This is a genomic window from Vibrio intestinalis (assembly GCF_025195085.2).
Lineage (GTDB): Bacteria > Pseudomonadota > Gammaproteobacteria > Enterobacterales > Vibrionaceae > Vibrio > Vibrio intestinalis.
Window position 1 is genome coordinate 719,280 of sequence record NZ_JANAVY020000001.1, and the last position, 18,956, is coordinate 738,235.

General features: G+C 45.0%; 17 protein-coding genes. 3 read left to right on the forward strand and 14 right to left on the reverse strand.

The window, feature by feature from the left end; genetic code table 11:
- Positions 1-31: 31 nt before the first annotated feature.
- The 3 genes from clpX to tig form a co-directional block, all read right to left on the reverse strand.
- Positions 32-1,315 (reverse strand): ATP-dependent protease ATP-binding subunit ClpX, encoded by a 1,284-nt coding sequence (clpX, locus tag MU515_RS03130; RefSeq protein WP_260258913.1) that lies wholly within the window; start codon positions 1,313-1,315, stop codon positions 32-34.
- A 123-nt stretch (positions 1,316-1,438) separates the two neighbouring features.
- Positions 1,439-2,062, reverse strand: coding sequence for an ATP-dependent Clp endopeptidase proteolytic subunit ClpP (gene clpP / locus MU515_RS03135; RefSeq protein ID WP_260258914.1), 624 nt, complete (start codon positions 2,060-2,062; stop codon positions 1,439-1,441).
- Between the two features lie 103 nt (positions 2,063-2,165).
- Complete coding sequence (gene tig, locus MU515_RS03140; protein WP_260258915.1) at positions 2,166-3,467, reverse strand: trigger factor; 1,302 nt, start codon at positions 3,465-3,467, stop codon at positions 2,166-2,168.
- Positions 3,468-3,970: 503 nt separating this feature from the next.
- Between tig and MU515_RS03145 the strand changes: the two genes are divergently transcribed.
- Together MU515_RS03145 and MU515_RS03150 are read left to right on the forward strand one after the other, a co-directional pair.
- Complete coding sequence (locus tag MU515_RS03145; RefSeq protein WP_260258916.1) at positions 3,971-5,764, forward strand: sensor histidine kinase; 1,794 nt, start codon at positions 3,971-3,973, stop codon at positions 5,762-5,764.
- A 2-nt stretch (positions 5,765-5,766) separates the two neighbouring features.
- Entirely contained in the window at positions 5,767-7,110 is a 1,344-nt protein-coding gene (locus tag MU515_RS03150; protein ID WP_260258917.1) for a sigma-54-dependent transcriptional regulator, read from the forward strand.
- A gap of 4 nt (positions 7,111-7,114) precedes the next feature.
- On the opposite strand, the gene MU515_RS03155 is transcribed toward MU515_RS03150, so the two are convergent.
- The 5 genes from MU515_RS03155 to MU515_RS03175 are packed head-to-tail and all read right to left on the reverse strand — an operon-like array spanning position 7,115 to position 9,525.
- On the reverse strand, positions 7,115-7,642 hold the full coding sequence (locus tag MU515_RS03155; RefSeq protein WP_260258918.1) for a hypothetical protein: 528 nt from the start codon (positions 7,640-7,642) through the stop codon (positions 7,115-7,117).
- A 28-nt stretch (positions 7,643-7,670) separates the two neighbouring features.
- Positions 7,671-8,270 carry a DUF1287 domain-containing protein gene (locus MU515_RS03160; protein ID WP_260258919.1) on the reverse strand — a complete coding sequence of 200 codons (600 nt, stop codon included), beginning with the start codon at positions 8,268-8,270 and terminating at the stop codon, positions 7,671-7,673.
- 20 nt (positions 8,271-8,290) lie between these two features.
- Positions 8,291-8,752: a hypothetical protein gene (locus MU515_RS03165; RefSeq protein ID WP_260258920.1), complete on the reverse strand. Its 462-nt coding sequence runs from the start codon at positions 8,750-8,752 to the stop codon at positions 8,291-8,293.
- 55 nt (positions 8,753-8,807) lie between these two features.
- A complete protein-coding gene (locus MU515_RS03170) occupies positions 8,808-9,158 on the reverse strand; it encodes an SH3 domain-containing protein (protein ID WP_260258921.1) in 351 nt (116 codons plus the stop codon).
- Between the two features lie 13 nt (positions 9,159-9,171).
- A complete protein-coding gene (locus tag MU515_RS03175; protein ID WP_260258922.1) occupies positions 9,172-9,525 on the reverse strand; it encodes a hypothetical protein in 354 nt (117 codons plus the stop codon).
- Between the two features lie 395 nt (positions 9,526-9,920).
- Here MU515_RS03175 and MU515_RS03180 point away from each other — a divergent pair, with 395 nt between their 5' ends.
- On the forward strand, positions 9,921-10,106 hold the full coding sequence (locus MU515_RS03180; RefSeq protein ID WP_260258923.1) for a hypothetical protein: 186 nt from the start codon (positions 9,921-9,923) through the stop codon (positions 10,104-10,106).
- A gap of 48 nt (positions 10,107-10,154) precedes the next feature.
- Here the strand turns inward: MU515_RS03180 and MU515_RS03185 are convergent, their stop codons facing one another.
- The 6 genes from MU515_RS03185 to MU515_RS03210 all read right to left on the reverse strand — a co-directional run bounded on the left by MU515_RS03185 (position 10,155) and on the right by MU515_RS03210 (position 18,941).
- A complete protein-coding gene (locus MU515_RS03185; protein ID WP_260258924.1) occupies positions 10,155-11,516 on the reverse strand; it encodes a TRAP transporter large permease in 1,362 nt (453 codons plus the stop codon).
- 3 nt (positions 11,517-11,519) lie between these two features.
- The gene (locus tag MU515_RS03190) at positions 11,520-12,197 is read right to left on the reverse strand and encodes a TRAP transporter small permease (RefSeq protein ID WP_260258925.1); all 678 of its coding nucleotides are present in this window, start codon (positions 12,195-12,197) and stop codon (positions 11,520-11,522) included.
- Between the two features lie 97 nt (positions 12,198-12,294).
- On the reverse strand, positions 12,295-13,293 hold the full coding sequence (locus tag MU515_RS03195) for a TRAP transporter substrate-binding protein (protein WP_260258926.1): 999 nt from the start codon (positions 13,291-13,293) through the stop codon (positions 12,295-12,297).
- Positions 13,294-13,527: 234 nt separating this feature from the next.
- Complete coding sequence (locus MU515_RS03200) at positions 13,528-14,988, reverse strand: protein adenylyltransferase SelO (RefSeq protein WP_260258927.1); 1,461 nt, start codon at positions 14,986-14,988, stop codon at positions 13,528-13,530.
- Positions 14,989-15,378: 390 nt separating this feature from the next.
- Positions 15,379-17,352 carry a TonB-dependent receptor domain-containing protein gene (locus MU515_RS03205; RefSeq protein ID WP_260258928.1) on the reverse strand — a complete coding sequence of 658 codons (1,974 nt, stop codon included), beginning with the start codon at positions 17,350-17,352 and terminating at the stop codon, positions 15,379-15,381.
- 26 nt (positions 17,353-17,378) lie between these two features.
- Positions 17,379-18,941 carry an alpha/beta hydrolase gene (locus MU515_RS03210; RefSeq protein WP_260258929.1) on the reverse strand — a complete coding sequence of 521 codons (1,563 nt, stop codon included), beginning with the start codon at positions 18,939-18,941 and terminating at the stop codon, positions 17,379-17,381.
- Positions 18,942-18,956 lie beyond the last annotated feature (15 nt).

Below are 18,956 nucleotides of genomic sequence, written 5' to 3' on the forward strand. Positions count from 1 at the left end.
TTTAACTTTCTGTTTGTTTAATCGCATTAAATTACGATTCAGCGCCTGCGGCTTGGTTGTCTGCGTTGCTGTAAATCAGCAGCGGATCAGACTCACCTTTGATGACTGACTCATCAATAACCACTTTGCTTACGTTATCCATAGATGGCAGTTCATACATTGTTTCCAATAGAACACCTTCAAGGATTGAACGCAGACCACGAGCACCTGTTTTACGCTCCATTGCTTTTTTAGCAATCGCGCGCAGTGCGTCTTCACGGAACTCAAGCTCAGAATTTTCTAGCTCGAATAGAGCACCGTATTGTTTAGTCAATGCGTTCTTCGGTTCACAAAGGATTTGAAGCAGTGCGTCTTCATCTAGCTCTGCTAGTGTTGTTGTTACAGGTAGACGACCGATGAATTCTGGAATCAGACCGTACTTCACCAAATCTTCTGGTTCTACTTGCGTGAACAACTCACCCACAGTTTTGCTTTCGTCTTTTGAGCGAACTTCTGCGCCAAAACCGATACCAGTACCCGTCGCTACACGTTGGTCGATCACTTTATCTAGGCCAGCGAATGCGCCGCCACAGATAAATAGGATCTTAGATGTATCAACTTGTAGGAACTCTTGTTGAGGGTGCTTACGACCACCTTGAGGTGGAACAGAAGCTACCGTACCTTCAATCAGTTTCAATAGCGCTTGCTGAACACCTTCACCCGATACGTCACGAGTGATCGATGGGTTTTCAGCTTTGCGTGAAATCTTGTCGATTTCATCAATGTACACGATGCCGCGTTCAGCTTTCGCTACGTCGTAATCACATTTTTGTAGCAGTTTCTGAATGATGTTTTCTACATCTTCACCCACGTAACCAGCTTCGGTTAGTGTGGTTGCATCTGCCATTGTGAACGGTACATCAAGGAAACGAGCCAATGTTTCAGCCAATAGTGTTTTACCACTACCCGTTGGGCCGATTAGTAGGATATTACTCTTACCTAGCTCAACGCCTTCGCTCGTTGTATCACCATTGCGTAAACGCTTGTAGTGATTATAAACGGCTACGGCTAGCACTTTTTTAGCGTAATCTTGGCCAATCACATAATCATCTAGGTGCTCACGAATGTCTTTCGGCGTTGGTAACGCTTCAGACTGTTTCTTAGGAAGCACATCTTTGATCTCTTCGCGAATAATGTCGTTACATAGATCGACACATTCGTCACAGATGTAGACTGACGGGCCGGCGATCAGCTTGCGAACTTCGTGCTGGCTCTTACCGCAGAAAGAACAGTACAACAGTTTGCTACTACCGCCCTCTTTGCTTTTATCTGTCATTCGCTAACCTCTTAGCCTTTTCTCTTTACGATCTGAGTGTATAACAATTTACTCTAAATTGCCCCTCAGAATTGAGTATATATCCGTCTCAATCTGAGCAATTATCACTCAAAAAGAAACCAATTAACCGCGATGGGTTAAAACTTGGTCAATGATGCCATATTCCGCTGCTTGAGCTGCTGACATAAAGTTATCGCGATCAGTGTCTTTTTCGATCACTTCTAGCGGTTGACCAGTATGTTCAGCAAGTAGCGTGTTTAGCTTCTCTTTAATGCTTAGGATTTCTTGCGCGTGAATTTGGATATCAGACGCTTGACCTTGGAAGCCACCTAGCGGTTGGTGAATCATCACTCGAGAGTTTGGCAGCGCAAAACGCTTACCTGGTGCGCCACCAGCCAATAGGAATGCACCCATTGAGCAAGCTTGGCCAGTACATAGCGTACTTACGTTTGGCTTGATGAACTGCATGGTGTCATAGATAGACATACCCGCTGTTACACTGCCGCCTGGCGAGTTGATGTATAGGAAGATATCTTTGTCTGGGTTCTCTGATTCAAGGAAAAGCAGCTGAGCAACCACAAGGTTAGCCATGTTGTCTTCCACTTGACCAGTCAAGAAAATGATTCGTTCTTTTAGCAGTCGCGAGTAAATATCATAAGAACGTTCACCACGGGAAGTTTGTTCAACGACCATTGGTACGAGTGCGTTCATGATTGGTGACATTGCATTTTGTTCTTGGTAGTTCATATTCTGATGTCCCTAAAATAAATGGCCCGGATGATACATATCATACGGACCATTGTTAGCAGAATAGTTAACGTTTAGTCAACTTTTCTACGCAAGATATTGCTTATTGTGCAGGCTGTTGGTTCATTAGCTCGTTGAAGCTAACTGCTTTCTCAGTAACCTGTGCTTTAGCGATGATTGCGTCAATTGCTTGCTCTTCTAGAGCAACGTTGCGCATGTTGTTCATCATCTGCTCGTTTTGCTCGTAGTAAGCAACAACTTCTGATGGATCTTCGTATGCAGTTGCCATCTCTTCGATGATTGCTTTTACTTTCTCATCGTCAGCTTTTAGCTCTTCAGACTTGATTACTTCACCTAATAGAAGACCAACAACTACGCGACGCTTAGCTTGCTCTTCGAATAGCTCACGTGGAAGCTGTGCAGCAGCTTCTGGGTTGCCACCGAAACGTTGTGCAGCTTGCTGACGTAGCGTACCGATTTCTTGGTCGATAAGTGCAGCAGGAACGTCTAGGTCGTTCTCGTTTACTAGACCGTCAAGAGCTTGCTCTTTGATGCGGTTCTTAACAGCTTGCTTAAGTTCGCGTTCCATGTTCTTACGAACTTCAGCTTTAAGACCTTCAACGCCACCTTCAGCACCGAACTTAGCAACGAATTCTTCGTTTAGTTCTGGTAGCTCACGCGCTTCAACTTTGTTTACTTTGATTGCAAACTTAGCTGCTTTACCTTTAAGCGCTTCTGCGTGGTAATCTTCTGGGAAAGTTACGTCGATTTCGAATTCCATACCAGCAGTCTTGCCTGCGATACCGTCTTCAAAACCAGGGATCATGCGACCAGCGCCCATTTCTAGAGGGAAGTTCTCAGCTTTACCGCCTTCGAACTCTTCGCCGTCGATTGAACCAACGAAATCGATAGTTGCGCGTTTGCCGTCTTCAGCTGCTTCTTCAACTTCTGCCCAAGTCGCTTGCTGCTTACGTAGAGTGTCGATCATCTCTTCAACGTCAGCATCGTTTACTTCAGTTACAGGTTTTTCAACAGTGATGTTTTCTAGGCCTTTTAGCTCAACTTCTGGGTAAACTTCAAAAGTTGCAGTGAAAACTAGGTCTTCGCCTTCTTTGCTTTCTACTGGTGCGAAAGTAGGTGCGCCTGCTGGGTTTACTTTCTCTTTAACGATCGCTTCGATGAAGTGACGTTGCATTACTTCGCCCATCACGTCTTGACGTACTGCTTTGCCGTACATCTTCGCAACCATTTTTAGAGGCACTTTACCTTTACGGAAACCATCGAAACGACGGTTCTTAGCGATGTTGCGTAGTTCCGCTGTAACTGCATCTTCGATGTTTGCAGCTGGAACAGTAATGTTAAGACGGCGCTCTAGGCCTTCTAGCGTTTCAACAGTAACTTGCATTATTCATTAACCTCAATACTGGCTCAGGGTTGCTGAGCGTATGAGCTACCGACTTTAAGCGTGGTAGCTGCATCCTTGTTTGTACTCAAAGAGCACCATTCAATTTAGAGAATCACCAACAAAATCTAAGCTTGTTGGCAAACTAATTAGCGATATCTTCTCTGCAAAGAGTAAAAGGTATCTCCGATTAGTCTCAGGATATAATTTTAGACGCAGCATTCTAACGACCTACGCCAGTGCTGTCGAGCCAATCACCGATAACATGCCGGGATTATCCTAAATTCTCAGTTAACTGCTCCAAAAACGAACGGATTAAACAGTAACGTTGTCAGAAATGGGGACATTAATGGCTTTTTCAAGAGAAACTAGCGTTTTTTTTACTTCGAATAGTAAAAGGAGATCTAAGTCCGGTTTTAGCGCCCATTTTCGTAACCTATCACAACACCTTAGTAACAAAAGCCAGTAATCTATCTAAACTCAAATAATAAAGTCAGGAGGACAGAGTGACGATTCGGCGTGCCAATATCTACCTGTTTACCCTGTTTATTATTTGTACCTTACTCGGTGCAAGTTGGGTTTGGAGCGCGCGTTACCAAAGCCAACTTGAACAACACGATTCCGAGCTAGAACGCTTCGCAAGCCACATTCAAACCCAGCTCGATAAGTATGCGCATCTGCCACAATTACTTGCTCAAGACAGCGAAATTATCGCTGCCCTTAATCACCCAAGCAATTCCGCCCAAGTGGATTTAACCAATCGCTATTTAAGCGATGTAAATCAAGTAATAAAAGCCGCGGATAGCTACCTATTAGACGCTCAAGGCAACACCATTGCCGCTAGCAACTGGAATTTATCCCGCAGTTTTGTCGGTAAGAATTTTGCATGGCGACCATACTTCTCTCAAGCCATTCAAGGCCAAAGCAGTCAATATTACGCGCTTGGTTCTACCTCTGGGCAGCGAGGCTATTACTACTCCTACCCCGTGGTTTATGCCGCCGAAATTATTGGGGTTATCGTGATCAAAATGGATCTATCACGCATTGAAGATAACTGGAGTAGCGAACGCAGTTTGTTTGTTGCCACTGACCCAAACCAAGTGATCTTTATGTCGAGCAAAAGTCAGTGGTTATTTCATAGCCTCACCGCTCTTAGCGAGATTCAAAAAAAACGTATTTATCAATCACGCCAATACTTAGATGCCCCTCTTAATTCTATCGGGCTATCCGGTGAGATATCTAACGACACGCACACAGAGCTCACTAACCGTCACCAAGGGGGTTGGCAAGGCGACTATATTGTCTCCTCCAAACCTCTGGCCAATGTGGCGTTAACCATTCGGGTGTTAACCCCCAAACGCACCATATTGTGGTCTGTACAGAGTTTTATTTTATTTGCCACGCTGTTATTTGTTATTGCCTATTTATCGCTGCAACTTTTTTATCAGAGACACCTGAAAAAGCGCCAATTTGAACAACTGCAATCTGAAGCAAAGCAAAAGCTGGAGTTTCAAGTGATGGAGCGCACCGCTGAACTGCATGCCGAGATCAACGAGCGAATTAAAACCGAGCAGGCGTTGAGGCAAACTCAAGATGAGTTGGTTCAAGCGGCTAAGCTAGCGGTACTTGGGCAAATGTCGGCGAGTATCAGCCATGAACTTAATAACCCGCTCGCGGCGATTCTAAGCTTCGCAGATAACGGCAGACGCTATTTAGTAAAAGGCAAACATGACACAGTCGATGACAACTTAGCGCGCATTTCAGCCTTAACCGACCGCATGGCAAAAATCAGCGAGCAACTTAAATCTTTTGCCCGCAAATCCGATGCTAGTGAGACGCAAGTTGTTATGCTCACACCACTGATCATTGCTGCACGAGATTTAATTGCACCGCAATTAAAATCAAATCAAATTCAACTCACTATGTCGCTTGATGAGCAACCAGTTCAAGTGGACGTCAATCCAATCCAATTTGAGCAAGTAATCATCAACCTGCTGACCAATGCCATACAGGCCATGGACGACCAACCTGAGCGAGCAATACAAATTCACAGCCAAATTGAAGCTTCGCAAGTGAAGATTCATATCGATGACAACGGTGAAGGCTTATCTATGCAGCAACAAAACAAATTATTTGAGCCGTTTTACACCACCAAGAAAAATGGCCTAGGGCTTGGTTTGTCGATTTCACAACAAATTATGCAGGCAATGGGCGGGTCACTGAGTTACGGACTCTCACCACTCGGCGGGGCTAGATTTACAGTCACCCTCCCCACTGCAAAACAGCCAATAAAGGATTAGCAATGGAAGACGTATTTTTTATCGATGATGAGAGCGATATCAGACTTGCCATTGAACAGAGCTTTGAGCTTGAAGATATTTCTGCCCAGTTTTTTGCGAATGCAGAAGAGGCGTTACTGGCCATCAAACAGCAAGGAATGCCGAAAGTGGTGATTACTGATATTTGCTTGCCCGGGCTATCAGGTGAAAACCTACTCTCTAGTGTGTTACATCAAGATGCAGATGTGCCGGTCATTCTCATTACCGGCCATGGTGATATTCAGATGGCGGTCAATGCACTGCATAATGGCGCTTACGATTTTATTGAGAAGCCATTTCCGATTGATCGTTTAATTGATACCACCAGACGCGCATTAGACAAACGCGCTTTAACACTGGAAAACCAAGCGCTTAAACGCAGTTTAAAAGCGAGCCAAACACTCGGACCACGGATCATCGGCGACAATCAATCAATTCAGAACTTACGTGACACCATCACTCACATCGCAGATACCAACGCAGACATTTTGCTGTTTGGTGAGACAGGCACAGGCAAAGAGTTGTTCGCACGTTCGATTCACGAACAAAGCTCTCGCAGAGAAGAAAATTTCGTCGCCATCAACTGCGGCGCAGTGCCTGAAAACCTAATAGAAAGTGAACTGTACGGGCACGAGAAAGGCGCATTTACTGGCGCAGATAGCCGGCGAATCGGTAAGTTTGAACATGCCGACAAAGGCACTTTATTCCTTGATGAAATTGAGTCGATGCCGATGCAGGCGCAAATTCGCCTATTGCGCGTACTGCAAGAGCGCAGCATAGAGCGTGTGGGCTCTAATACATTACGCCCTATTGATATTCGAGTCATAGCAGCGACGAAAGTCGATTTGAAACAAGCCGCTGCCCAAGGGGATTTCAGAGAAGACCTGTATTATCGCTTAAACGTAGTCACCTTAGACCTTCCGCCATTAAGGCAACGCATAGATGATATACCCGCGCTATTTCATCACTTTTTATTGGTCGCGGCTGCACGTTTTGGCAAAGATGCAAGTTCGCTGCCTAGCGCAGATCTACAAGCTCTAATTAGCCATGATTGGCCGGGCAACGTTCGTGAACTCAGAAATTGCGCTGAACGGTTTGTCCTACTCGGAAACTTAGGCGACCTAAGCCAGCCTAGCAGTAACAACGAACAATTATCCCTTGCTCAACAAGTTGCCGAGTTTGAAAAGCTCACTATCGAACAAGCACTCAATCAAAATCAGGGTAAAATTAATGAGACGCTCGAAGTGTTGCAAGTGGCGCGAAAAACCCTATACGACAAAATGCAAAAATATGGTTTAGACAAACAAGACTACAAAGCAAACCAATGAATGTTCAGTCAATAACACGAACTGATGAAGCAGAAATAAGCGCGTGTAAGGTTTGATTCATTGCTGACTGCTGTTCACTAGTCGGAGACTTGGTCAACTTAGCCAATTTATCCAGCATGGTTTGACGCAATGCTTCTAACTGCTGGGTTTGTTGGTCAGAGCCATCCCAATTGGTAAACAAGGCATTGGTCATATTGCTCTGCCACTCTTGCCAAGCGGTGGGGTGAGCAATAAACCAAGTCAACATCAGCTCATTTTGGTGCATTAACGCTTGCGCAATAGCAGGAGCGACTTCAACCCAGACAGCACCATCCTTGCGTTGCCAAATCGAGCCTAGAGTATTCACAATAGGGATAACCTCTGCCGATTGGCCATCTTGAATGGTTTCAACAATTTGCTGATGATTATCGAGATACCATTGAAAATTAACTGCAGTGAGGGATTCACTCTCGGCTAAACATCGACCGCTAAATAGCAGGCTACTCAAAAGGAAGCTACCGAATACAAAACCACGCCATGGTAATCCTACCAATGATCGTCTTTTGCAAAACAGAAACGGTTTAAGGCTCATATCGATAATGACCTGTAATCTTATAGTCAAACAACATATCTTCCATTACAGGTCCTGCTCCAATGTTGTGTACCACCAAAGATCTTTGACCATCAGAAGACTTCTCACTCACTAAAATGCCAATATGGGGAAGATTACCCGGAAGCATCCAAGTGACTATGTCACCTGCTTTGTAACTAGAGCTTTGTTGCGAGACTGGAATCGACTTACCATGACGTTCAAAGAATGCCTGCAAATTAGGCACTCTGCGGTGATCGATGTTGGTATCAGGACGAGTTAACCCCCAAATACGCTTAGAAGGATACTGAGCAAAATTTGCTCTCATATCCTCGTGGACTAATTGCTGCAAATCCACGCCCAATGTCCGATAACTACGAATAACCACATCAGTACAAACGCCGATGCTTTCTGGCACATCACCGTTGGGGTAATCAATTCTCAGGTAACTGCCATCATAACGAACTTGGTGTTGAGTTCGCTCCATGACTGCCGAAACTAAACTGTCAGGAAATGTCTTCGCAACTGCACCATAAGGCGTTGCTAGCAAACCTAACAATACTATCCATTTGTAACCAAATCCTTTTGTCACTATTGCCACCGCTCAGCTTGTTACCATTTAAAATGAATATCGACGTAATCCGTTACTTCATGAACGCGCATATTTTGCATGCGCCAATATTGTCTTTGACCATGAGCCTTAAATACAAACTCCCCCTCACGAAGAAGAACTTCACCACCCGCAATATGATCAACGCGCGTAATCAACGAGCCCGTAATTCTAAGCTCTCGCGGATTAATGACCTTCACTTTACCCTCTAACTTCATGAAGTTTACGCCATCAGAAACAGGCTCCTCTTGATACCCTTTAGCGATTAATTCATTCCCATCTCGAACAAACATAATCTCGCCAGGCTTTAGCGCATTTGCGTCATTAATCCACTGCAACGTGAATGGGTGGGAACCTAATATCGCACGATCAATAAATGCATCCGTATCACCCGCAGCATTTACAATTGTGCTCATCGACACTAGCAGTAAACCTAGTAAAGCCGTCCATTTTTTCATTGTCATTTTACTTTCCAAGTATCAATTAACTTTTTACGACCTATCGCTTCAAACCGTATGCTCAAGACACCACTTTCAGATGGTTCAACGGAGCCCAACCTAACTCGCCATTTCGGTTCAAGTGCTCACACCAAATCCAGCCATTAAGCTCGTATTGCGCTAGCAGCTCATCCCCTACCACGAGAAGATGTTCATGCGCAAAGTAGTCTGCCTCAACAAATGCGCTATCACCTTCTAAACGCAAAATTTGTTTCGGTACCCAGCCAGCTTTATCTCGCCCTTGGCAATAGACCCAATTCGGCCAATCTCCCAATGGATCAGACTGTTCAGTCCAGGTCAGCTGCTCGCCTTTTTCCACTCTGATAGGCTTCTCAGGTAGGTCGGTATATTCCTTTATTGCTTGGTACTTCATTTTGTTTATTCCGTTAATTGCACACTAATTCATAGAGCGCTTGTGTCATTCCCTGCGGAAAATACTCTTCAGCAGCCTGCGCTGAAATACTTTCGTAAGCAAACAAAAGGCCATTGCCTGATGCTGATAGACGACCAGATTGGCAATCCATTGTAACCGGAACCTTTAGCTCACCCGATTTTCCTGCGCGATAGAGCACTAAATCTCTGTTGTTCTCTATATCGCCTGCGACAGACCACTCATCAAAGTACGGACCGCCAACCAAGTCTTGATAGACGAACTGCGGTTCAACTTGCAGATTATTCGACTGCGCAACCGCGCTGAAAGATAGTAAAAGCCATCCCGCAACCAGAAGTAACTTGTTCATGTTGTTGATGTTATCAGATATCAAAGTGTGTCTATCCTGCCAATCTTTGTATCGCGACTCAACAAACACTTATTTTTATTAGAGATTTAGCCCATTAACGTCTCCCATTTGGAATTATGGAGCGTTAAATTTCACGTTTTTTTCATGGTCATTATGACAGGATGGCTCTCGGTATCTGCTCCACTGCGAGCACGTTGAGTTTTTAGCTGTAAGAACGACTCCTACAAGCTCATAACTCGACTCTTCTTTGCTTTTAACCGCTAAAAGTGATTCCCCCAGCAGCATACTCTTCCGCTGCTGGGTTCTTTTTTTCATCTCCATCTCGCCCCCCATTTTGGCCTTTTGCACAAATTCGCCAATACTTAGTTTAATGGCCCTATTGCTGAGAACGCGCGATGAATGATAAATCTAAAACCCCAATCATTGCTGAGGCAGTCGAAGTCGATGGCGTCTATCAAGCTGAGCAGCGCTCTGGCAAAGACAGACGAAAAAACCGCACAACGAAGTGGCGGTTTTATGAAAGAAGGCATTCGGGTGACCCGAGGCTAAGACGAGGAAAAACCATTGATGAAGAAATTTGACCCACCAACCGTACGTTGATGAGTTCAAATCTCTCCATCATCTAATCATTACTTGGTGATGATTTCAGGCCCCATCAAAGTGGTAGGTAACCATGTGGATACCCAAGGTACATAAGTCACGATAATCAAGAACAAGAACATCACAGCCACCCATGGCAGTGCGGCTTTCACCACTTGCATCATAGACATCTTGGCCACACCCGCGGTGACAAACAGGTTAAGCCCTACAGGTGGCGTAATCATGCCTATCTCCATGTTAACCACCATCATGATACCTAGATGAATCGGGTCAATACCAAGTGCAATCGCAATAGGAAACACCAAAGGTGCAACGATGATCAATAAGCCCGATGGCTCCATGAATTGACCGCCAATCAGCAGCAACACGTTCACCACAATCAAGAACGTGATTGGCCCAAGACCAGCCGAAAGCATTGACTCTGTGATCATTTGAGGAATGCGCTCTTCAGTTAACACATGCTTAAGGATCAAAGCATTGGCAATGATGAACAACAGCATAATGGTTAGCTTACCCGCTTCATACAGGGTGTGCTTGGTATCTGGGTGAACAAAAGCTTGGCAAATTTTCACCAGTGCGGGCTTGGTATTTTCTTTATCTGCAAAAGGTCCCATGTCTTTATAAACAAAATTCGCGATAAAGAACGAATACACCGCAGCAACCGCTGCTGCCTCCGTTGGTGTGAAAATTCCGCCATAAATACCACCAAGGATGATCACCACCAGCAATAATCCCCAGCTCGCATCTTTAGCCGAATCAAACATCTCTTGCCAGCCAACAAAAGGCTGTTTAGGCAGGTTCTTTACACGCGCCGCAATGTATATGGCGATCATCAGCATCACCCCAGCTAACAAACCCGGAATAACCCCACCTAAGAACATACGGCCGACCGATACATCCGTTGCGGCTGCATATACCACCATTACGATCGACGGTGGAATAAGAATACCGAGCGTACCCGCATTACAGATAACCCCAGCAGCAAAGTCTTTTGAGTAGCCGTTCTTGATCATACCAGCGATCACGATACTACCGATGGCTACCACCGTTGCAGGTGACGAGCCCGAAAGCGCAGCAAACATCATACAAGCGACTACCGATGCCATCGCCAAGCCACCGCGGAACCAACCCACCATCGCAATCGCAAAGCGGATGATTCTTTTTGCTACCCCACCAGTAGACATAAAGCTGGAGGCCAAAATAAAGAATGGAATGGCTAACAAAGTGTAATGACCAGCGAAAGCGTTAAATAGGGTTTGCGCGACCGACGCCAGGGACGCATCGGAATGAATCATCAAAAAAACAATACTCGACAAGCCGAGCGAAACGGCAATTGGCACACCAATCAGCATGAAGCCAATCACCATGATGAACAAAAACAAAATATCCATGGTTTAGCGCTCCTTGTTCTTGTTGGTTGTATCCGTTGAGCTTTCAGCCATTGCTTCACCAGCTTCGGCCATTTCCGCTTTTAATGCTTCAAGATCTTCTTCCGCTTCGTGACCTGCAATCAGACGGTCAACTTGATCGGTTGCTATTTGCCATGTTGCTTGCGCGAATCTAAATGTGAGTAAGGCCATACCTATCGGCAAAGCCATATAAGGGATAAAGCGCGGCATTTTTTCGTAGCGTTCGCCTTCATTGAGCCAGTCTGCTAGAAACTGCAACATTTCTGGCATTGGAATATCATCGGTTTCATACCAAGCGCGATCAGTCGCAAATGGATACCAATAATTCCAAGAACCGATGAGTAGTAAGGTAGAAAAAGCAAGGCAGCACGCAGCCGCAACTAGTGCATAAGCCTTACGCGTTTTCTCTGAGCCCATATTAATGATCACATCGACACCAATATGAAAATGCTTCTTCACACCATACGATGCACCCACAAGCACCATCCACGCGAACATAAATACCGTGAGCTCAAGTGCCCAAAGAATGTTGTCGTTAAACACATAACGAAAAATAACGTTGGCGAACGTTAGCAAAGTCATCGCGCCAAGAAAAAACGCTATCAGCGTCTCTTCAATCGCATCAGTTACCCTACCCACTCGGGCGAAAATTGACTGTTCCATAGTAAATCGCTTCTTTCATTGTTATTTGAAAAACAGTGTCGGGATAAAAGAGAAAAGTGGGCCCTCTTCCCGATAAGAGAGCCCAAAGGGGGAGTGACTAGTTATTATTAGAATCCAGTGCGGCTTGAATCAGATCCGAACCGATGTCTTTTTCAAACTTCTTCCAAACAGGTTGCAGCGCAGTAACCCACTGTTGACGCTGCTCTGAGGTGAGCTGACGCACTTCACCACCCGCTTCAATAATGTTGTTCTTATTGGCGATATTCACTTGGGTAGATTCTGAGTTACGGGTTTGAGTGACTTCTTGAATAATAGTGTTCAGTTGCTCACGCTGATCTTCTGGTAACTTGCTCCAAAAATCAGTTGAGGTCACCACTAGGTAATCAAGAATGCCGTGGTTGGTTTCGGTAATGCCGTCTTGTACTTCAAAGAACTTCTTACCGTAGATGTTTGACCATGTGTTCTCTTGGCCATCAATAACCTTAGTTTGTAGACCGCCATACACTTCTTTGAATGACATCTTCTGTGGGTTGGCATCCAATTGTTCAAACTGAGCCACTAGCACATCTGATGCTTGCACACGGAATTTAAGACCTTTTGCATCTTGTGGGGTAATAAGAGGTTTGTTGGCAGACATCTGCTTCATGCCATTGTGCCAAAACGCTAAGCCTTGCAGGCCACGGCGCTTCATTGCGTTTTTCAGCTTGTCGCCAGATTCTGAGTTTTGGAAGCGATCAACAGCATCCACATCTTCAAACAAGAAAGGCAAGTCGAAGATACGGTATTTTTTCGTGAACTTTTCAAACTTTGACAGAGAAGGGGCAGCAAGTTGCACGTCGCCATTTAACAGTGCTTCTAGCACTTTATTATCATCGTAAAGAGTCGAGTTAGGGAAAACCTGCATACAGACTTTACCGTTCATCTCTTCATTTACGCGCTGCTCAAGCAGTGAAGCCGCAATCCCTTTCGGGTGCTTATCTGTATTGGTCACATGACTAAACTTAATCACGGTTTCACCGGGATCACAGTTAGCCAATGCATTGAAGCTAGTGGCAGCAAGAACAGATACAGACAGTAGGGTCAAAGGCTTAAACATTATTATTCTCCTTATTGAATGAACACCCCCATCACTGGGGATTGATAGTTCAATAAGGGCAATTACTAAGCCAACCTAGGCAAAACTTAATTAAACCTTTGTTTTAATTAACTTAAACAATCTAGTCCTTTATCTATTCAACACTTTCAAACGTCGAACAAGCACTGTTTTGGGTGGATATCCACCCATCTAAAAAGCTTGGATGAGTGGATAACTGCTCATATTTGGATGCACCTACGACGAGCAGCTAATCTCCATGCTTTTGCCCCAATCTGGCGGGAGGTTAGCGTAAGCAGAGTGCTCTGGTTGCTCTTGATATGGCTGAGATAAAATTGTCACCAAAGTATGCACTTGGCTAAAGTCGCCCTGCTCTGCCTTGTCGATAGCTAACTGAGCAAGATAGTTGCGTAATATATATTTCGGGTTGACCAAACGCATGGCTGCGCAACGCTCAGTGGCTGACGTCGGCTCTAGCTCACAGCGCTGCATATAACGATTAAGCCAACTGCTGGCCGACTCTCTATCGACACATAGATCCAATACAGCTTGCTGCGCCCGTTCACCGCCATCCAGCATAGATAACTGACGCATAAAGCGAGTGTAGTCGGTTTGGTTTTGCTGCAATAAATCAAATAGCGATTGAAACAACTCACTATCACCTTGCTGCTTGGTTTGTAGGCCCAACTTTGCACGCATATTAAAGCTAAAAAAGCGCCCTAGTTTGACTTCATACTGCGCCAGACCTTGCTCAAGCAGACTCTTATCAATTAACGGTGATAGCGAGTGAGCCAAAGCAGACAAATTCCATAATGCGATTCTTGGCTGTTGGTCAAATCGATAGCGACCTTGGTAGTCAGAGTGATTACAGATGTAGTGGGGATCATAATCATCAAGAAAGGCAAATGGCCCATAATCGAACGTTTGACCGAGTATCGACATGTTATCGGTGTTCATCACTCCATGGCAAAAGCCGACCGCTTGCCAATCAGCTATCATCTTAGCCGTTGCCTCAACAATACTCTCAAACATCGCGAGATAAGGCTGCTCTGCGTTTTGGCATTCCGGCCAATACCATTCAATAACTTTGTCAGCTAACAAACGTAATTCAGCCAGTTGATTGGTATAGAAAAAGTGTTCAAAGTGGCCAAATCGGATATGAGTTTGCGCCATACGCAGTAGCAGCGCACCAGATTCTTGTTTCTCTCTGAATACTGGTGTGTCGCTACTGAGCATTCCCAATGAGCGCGTAGTGGCAATCCCCAAACCCGCCATGGCTTCACTACACAAATATTCGCGAATGGTTGATCTCAGTACGGCTCTGCCATCACCCATTCTTGAATAAGGTGTTAAACCCGCCCCTTTCAAATGCAGGTCGAACACCTCGCCCTGATTGTTGGTCAACTCAGCAAGTAATAAACCTCGGCCATCGCCGAGATCGGGATTGTAAACGCCAAACTGGTGACCTGCATATTTCATCGCCAACGGGTTAAAACGTTCTGTAGTCACTTCGCCAGCTAGCCAGTGCTTGAGAGCATCTGTTGGCGGCTGAGCAGGCAAGCCGAATTCGGTGGCGAATGAGCCATTCCATGCAATCCATTGAGTGTTATCCAACGGCTGAGGTTGAACATGGGAATAAAATGCAGCAGGAAGCTGGCTAAAACGATGTGAGATACGTAGTGATGAAAGGTCTGCCATATACAATCCGTGAATAGGTCTTTGTAGTGGCAAGTTAGCATAGTCAAGTTTGTGGGATCTAGCCAAATAATGACAATAAGTTAGTACCCACACGCTTGATAAGCTTATTCACAGCTGAGTTGTGAACAATTATACGAGTAGAAAGACGCCTAAAATACCAACCAAAGAGAAAAGGCTAGTTCGGCTAATTACACCAAAATTAGAAGGTTGAATCATTTCTTGTTGTTGCATAGTTACCTCTTCGCTAATGTCGATTTATTACACCATGATTACAATATGATGAATTTTTGTAATTTCTACAATGCATATAAAATGAATTTTTTATGACAATTAACGAATAAACGCGCGAGTTTCCCCGCGCGTTTTACACTTCTTATCAACCAATAAAGATTAGAACTGAAGATCCATTGTTAGATAGTAAGTACGACCAAACTCTTGCTCTTCGTATTGAAGTTCAGACTCATCTAAACGCTCATCAAACAAGTTAGTAATACCCGCTTTAACGGTAAACACATCCGTTACGGCATAGCTTGCACCAAGGTTTACTGTTGAGTAACCATCAAGCTCGTAACGTGGAACATTGCGCTGCTCGTTAAACTGGCTACCGGTGTAGTTCACACCCGCAAATAGATTCCAATCATAGTTTGGTGCCCAGTTGATGTTTGCATTTGCTAACCAATCTGGTGAGTTAAGCATCTCAAGACCGGTAGTTTTATCTTCAGAGTCAATATAAGTCGCAGCGGCTGACACATAAATGCTATCCGTTACGTCAAACTGCGTTTCTAACTCGATACCTTGAGTCTCTACGCGAGAGTAGTTTACATATTGAATTTGAGGTTTACCGTCTGGTGCAGTGCCAACTTGAGTGGTGGTATCACGATCAATCAAATCGTTAATTTGGTTGAAGAAGATCGTACCTTGCACGTACCAAGTCGGTTGACTGTATAAGGTCGTAAACTCATACGTTTTCGACGTTTGCGGTACTAGATCTTTATTACCAATCAGGTAACAACCACCACCACAGCTAATCAGACTAAAGTTTTCATCCGATTGGAACATGGTTGGCGCTTTAAAGCCTTCACCATAGCCACCTTTAAAGGTGAGATTTTCAGTAGCATTGAAAACTAGGTAAGCACGAGGACTTAAATCACTACCAAACTGGTCATGATGAGTAAATCGACCACTTAACGTCAGCGCTAAATCATCAGTAAAGCTGATTTCATCTTGTAGGAAAAACGCACTTTGCTGTACTGATGGTTGCTGTGAGTAGCTACGCTCATTTTCTAAATCTGTGTGAGAAACATCAAAGCCAGCAGTGACATAATGGATATCACCAATACTTCCTGCCACTTTGCCATCAAGGGTATGGTTTATTTGCTCAATTTCACCTGAGCCTACCGCTGGGTGAGCAGCCTGTTCATCGATATGCGTGCGCTCATAGAAGTAACGAATGTCGCTACTACCCCATGACCAATCATTACGTAGCTCAAGACCTGATGTAAACTTCTGCGTATCGTAGAGGTTTTCAGAACTTGAAGTACCTTCGACACGCTCATCATCAGAATATCCGGCATCCCATGTTACGGTAGTGCTTTCAGACGCAAGCCAAATAAGACTAGTGTTAAAGCTTGAGCGTTGCTGCTCTGATTGAGATTGGAATGTCGGACCGGCATTCTCTGGATTCCAACGGTTACGATCACTGAGATCAACTGACGCAGTGTACAGCAGTTTGTCGTCCACTAATGCGCCGCTCAAATAACCACGGAAGTTAGTAAACTCGCCATCGTCACCTTGGTTAGACGCGTCTGGACTGTTGTCATCTGGGGTGCTGTAAGTAACAGAGAATGCGCCTTCGGTTTCGTTCGTAGGCTGTTTAAGAATGATGTTTACTACACCACCAATCGCTTCACTACCGTATAGCGCCGACATTGGACCACGAATCACTTCGACTCGCTCAATCGCACTCATAGGGACACTGGATAGGTCGAACGTTGCGCCACGAATCAGCGTTTCGCTCGAAGTAACACGACGACCGTTAACCAGCACTAATGCAAAGTTATCATTTGCTGAATTTTGGTTTTTTAGGCCACGAATGACAATCTTTGGCTCGCTTCCGGTTGCTTTAGAAATACGTACACCGGCTACATTTTGTAGTGCTGTAGTGATGTCCGTTGCTGGTAAACGATTGAGCTCTTCACTTGTTACAACCGTTACTGATGCTGGCGCATCTTGGATCGATTGCTCAGTTTTCGTTGCCGTAACAACCATCACTTCCGAAACGTCGCTTGAGCTAGTGTTTGCATAAACTGAAGGTATGCTAAGTGCCAGTGCAGCCGCCACTACACTGGGTTTTGATTTAAACACAATAATATTCCTTTTTAAGTGGTCACTTATGATTTGAATAGATGTATTAGGCCGTTGGCTATGGTGACACGCCAACTGTAGTAATCATGCCCGCTTGCCAGTTCTTCAAATTCAACCTTGTACTGTTTCTCCTGCAGCACTTTATAGAGTTTTCGATTGGTATCGATGATGTTGGCGTGCTCGGGTTGAAGTTCAAACACACCTGCATTCATATAAATTTGAATCGTATTCTTGGGCTTATCTTCAATTTCATCGGTTAGCCACTCAGCGCTAAATTTTGACGGCCCCCACCAAAAAGAACCCGATTGGCTCAGCACCTTGCCAAATACATGCGGATATTGCTGAGCGACATACATGGACGCCAACCCACCATAGCTTGAGCCCGTAAGGACGGTATCACGTGCCAAAGGTTCGATTTGTAGTTCACGCTTTGCCCAAGGTATGAGTTCTGTTGCCATAAATTGAGCAAACTTAGGGTTTGGTGGCAGTTCTTTTCCACGCAATTGCTTTTGTGGATGGTTAATAAATAGCGCCCGCATTGGCGGGATTTTTCCCGCTGCGATTAAGTTATCTAAAATGATGGGCGTAGGTACACGGCTGAGGTATTGATCACCATCGAAAGCAATCAGCAGCGGCGCGTCTTTAGGTAAGTCATAACTTGTGTGTGGCTGGTAAACTTTTACGCTACGGCTATTGGATAGAATCTCGCTTTCCACCTCGTAAGCACTGATAGAACCCGCAGGATTTCCGATATCATGGGTATACTGATCCGAAACCACATCGCCATATTCTATTGTGGATGCTGGGCCAAATTTATCATCACCGTCAAATACAGGCCTTAGATTAAGAGGGTCGAATGCTGATGTCGCGAGCACTGCACGGCGCTGCTCTCGCCAATCTCCAGACTTGAGTTGAGGCACGTTTGGCGCAATGCGGTAAGAGAGACGGCTACCATTAGGTACATGATAACTCTTATGCCAAATATCGCTGTTGTCTATTCGAGAGAGGTAGACATGGCCATCATAAGGCGCGCCAAACAAACGGACATTGCTCTCGTTCCCCTTCCACAAAAAGGTCAAGACTGCGCTACCATCCGGTTGTGGCTCTATCAACGGGGTGCCTGATTTAGCGATAGAATGCCAAAATGCCGGCTCTGCGTCAGTGTTACCCTGAGCGATTTCAGCTTGCACTTGTTTTAGCCGAGTACTGATCACGGCTTCTTTCGGGTTAACCGTTTGATCAGATTTAAGCGCTTTCGCGGCTATCTCAACATCAATTTGGCTTGTTTGCCCAGCAGTCACCAACTGCAACTGATAGTCACCACTTTGGTCCACTAGCCAGAATAACTCACCATCTCGCTCTCCTAGGCCAATAATCGGCTTTACAACCTCACCTTGACTATTAACAATAGAGGCTGACTTTAAAGCGAGATCACTTTGCACCCCACCGCGAAGATACTGGCCCTTTTCAAGGGTAATCGGCACGACCTTGTGCTTGTCCACTGTAAAGCTTTGTTCAAGAGAGTCGAATTGAGCGAGCGCTGAGTTAGCGAAAGGCAAAATAAGCATTAGATAAGCGAGTCTTTTCATTGGTAATAGTTATCA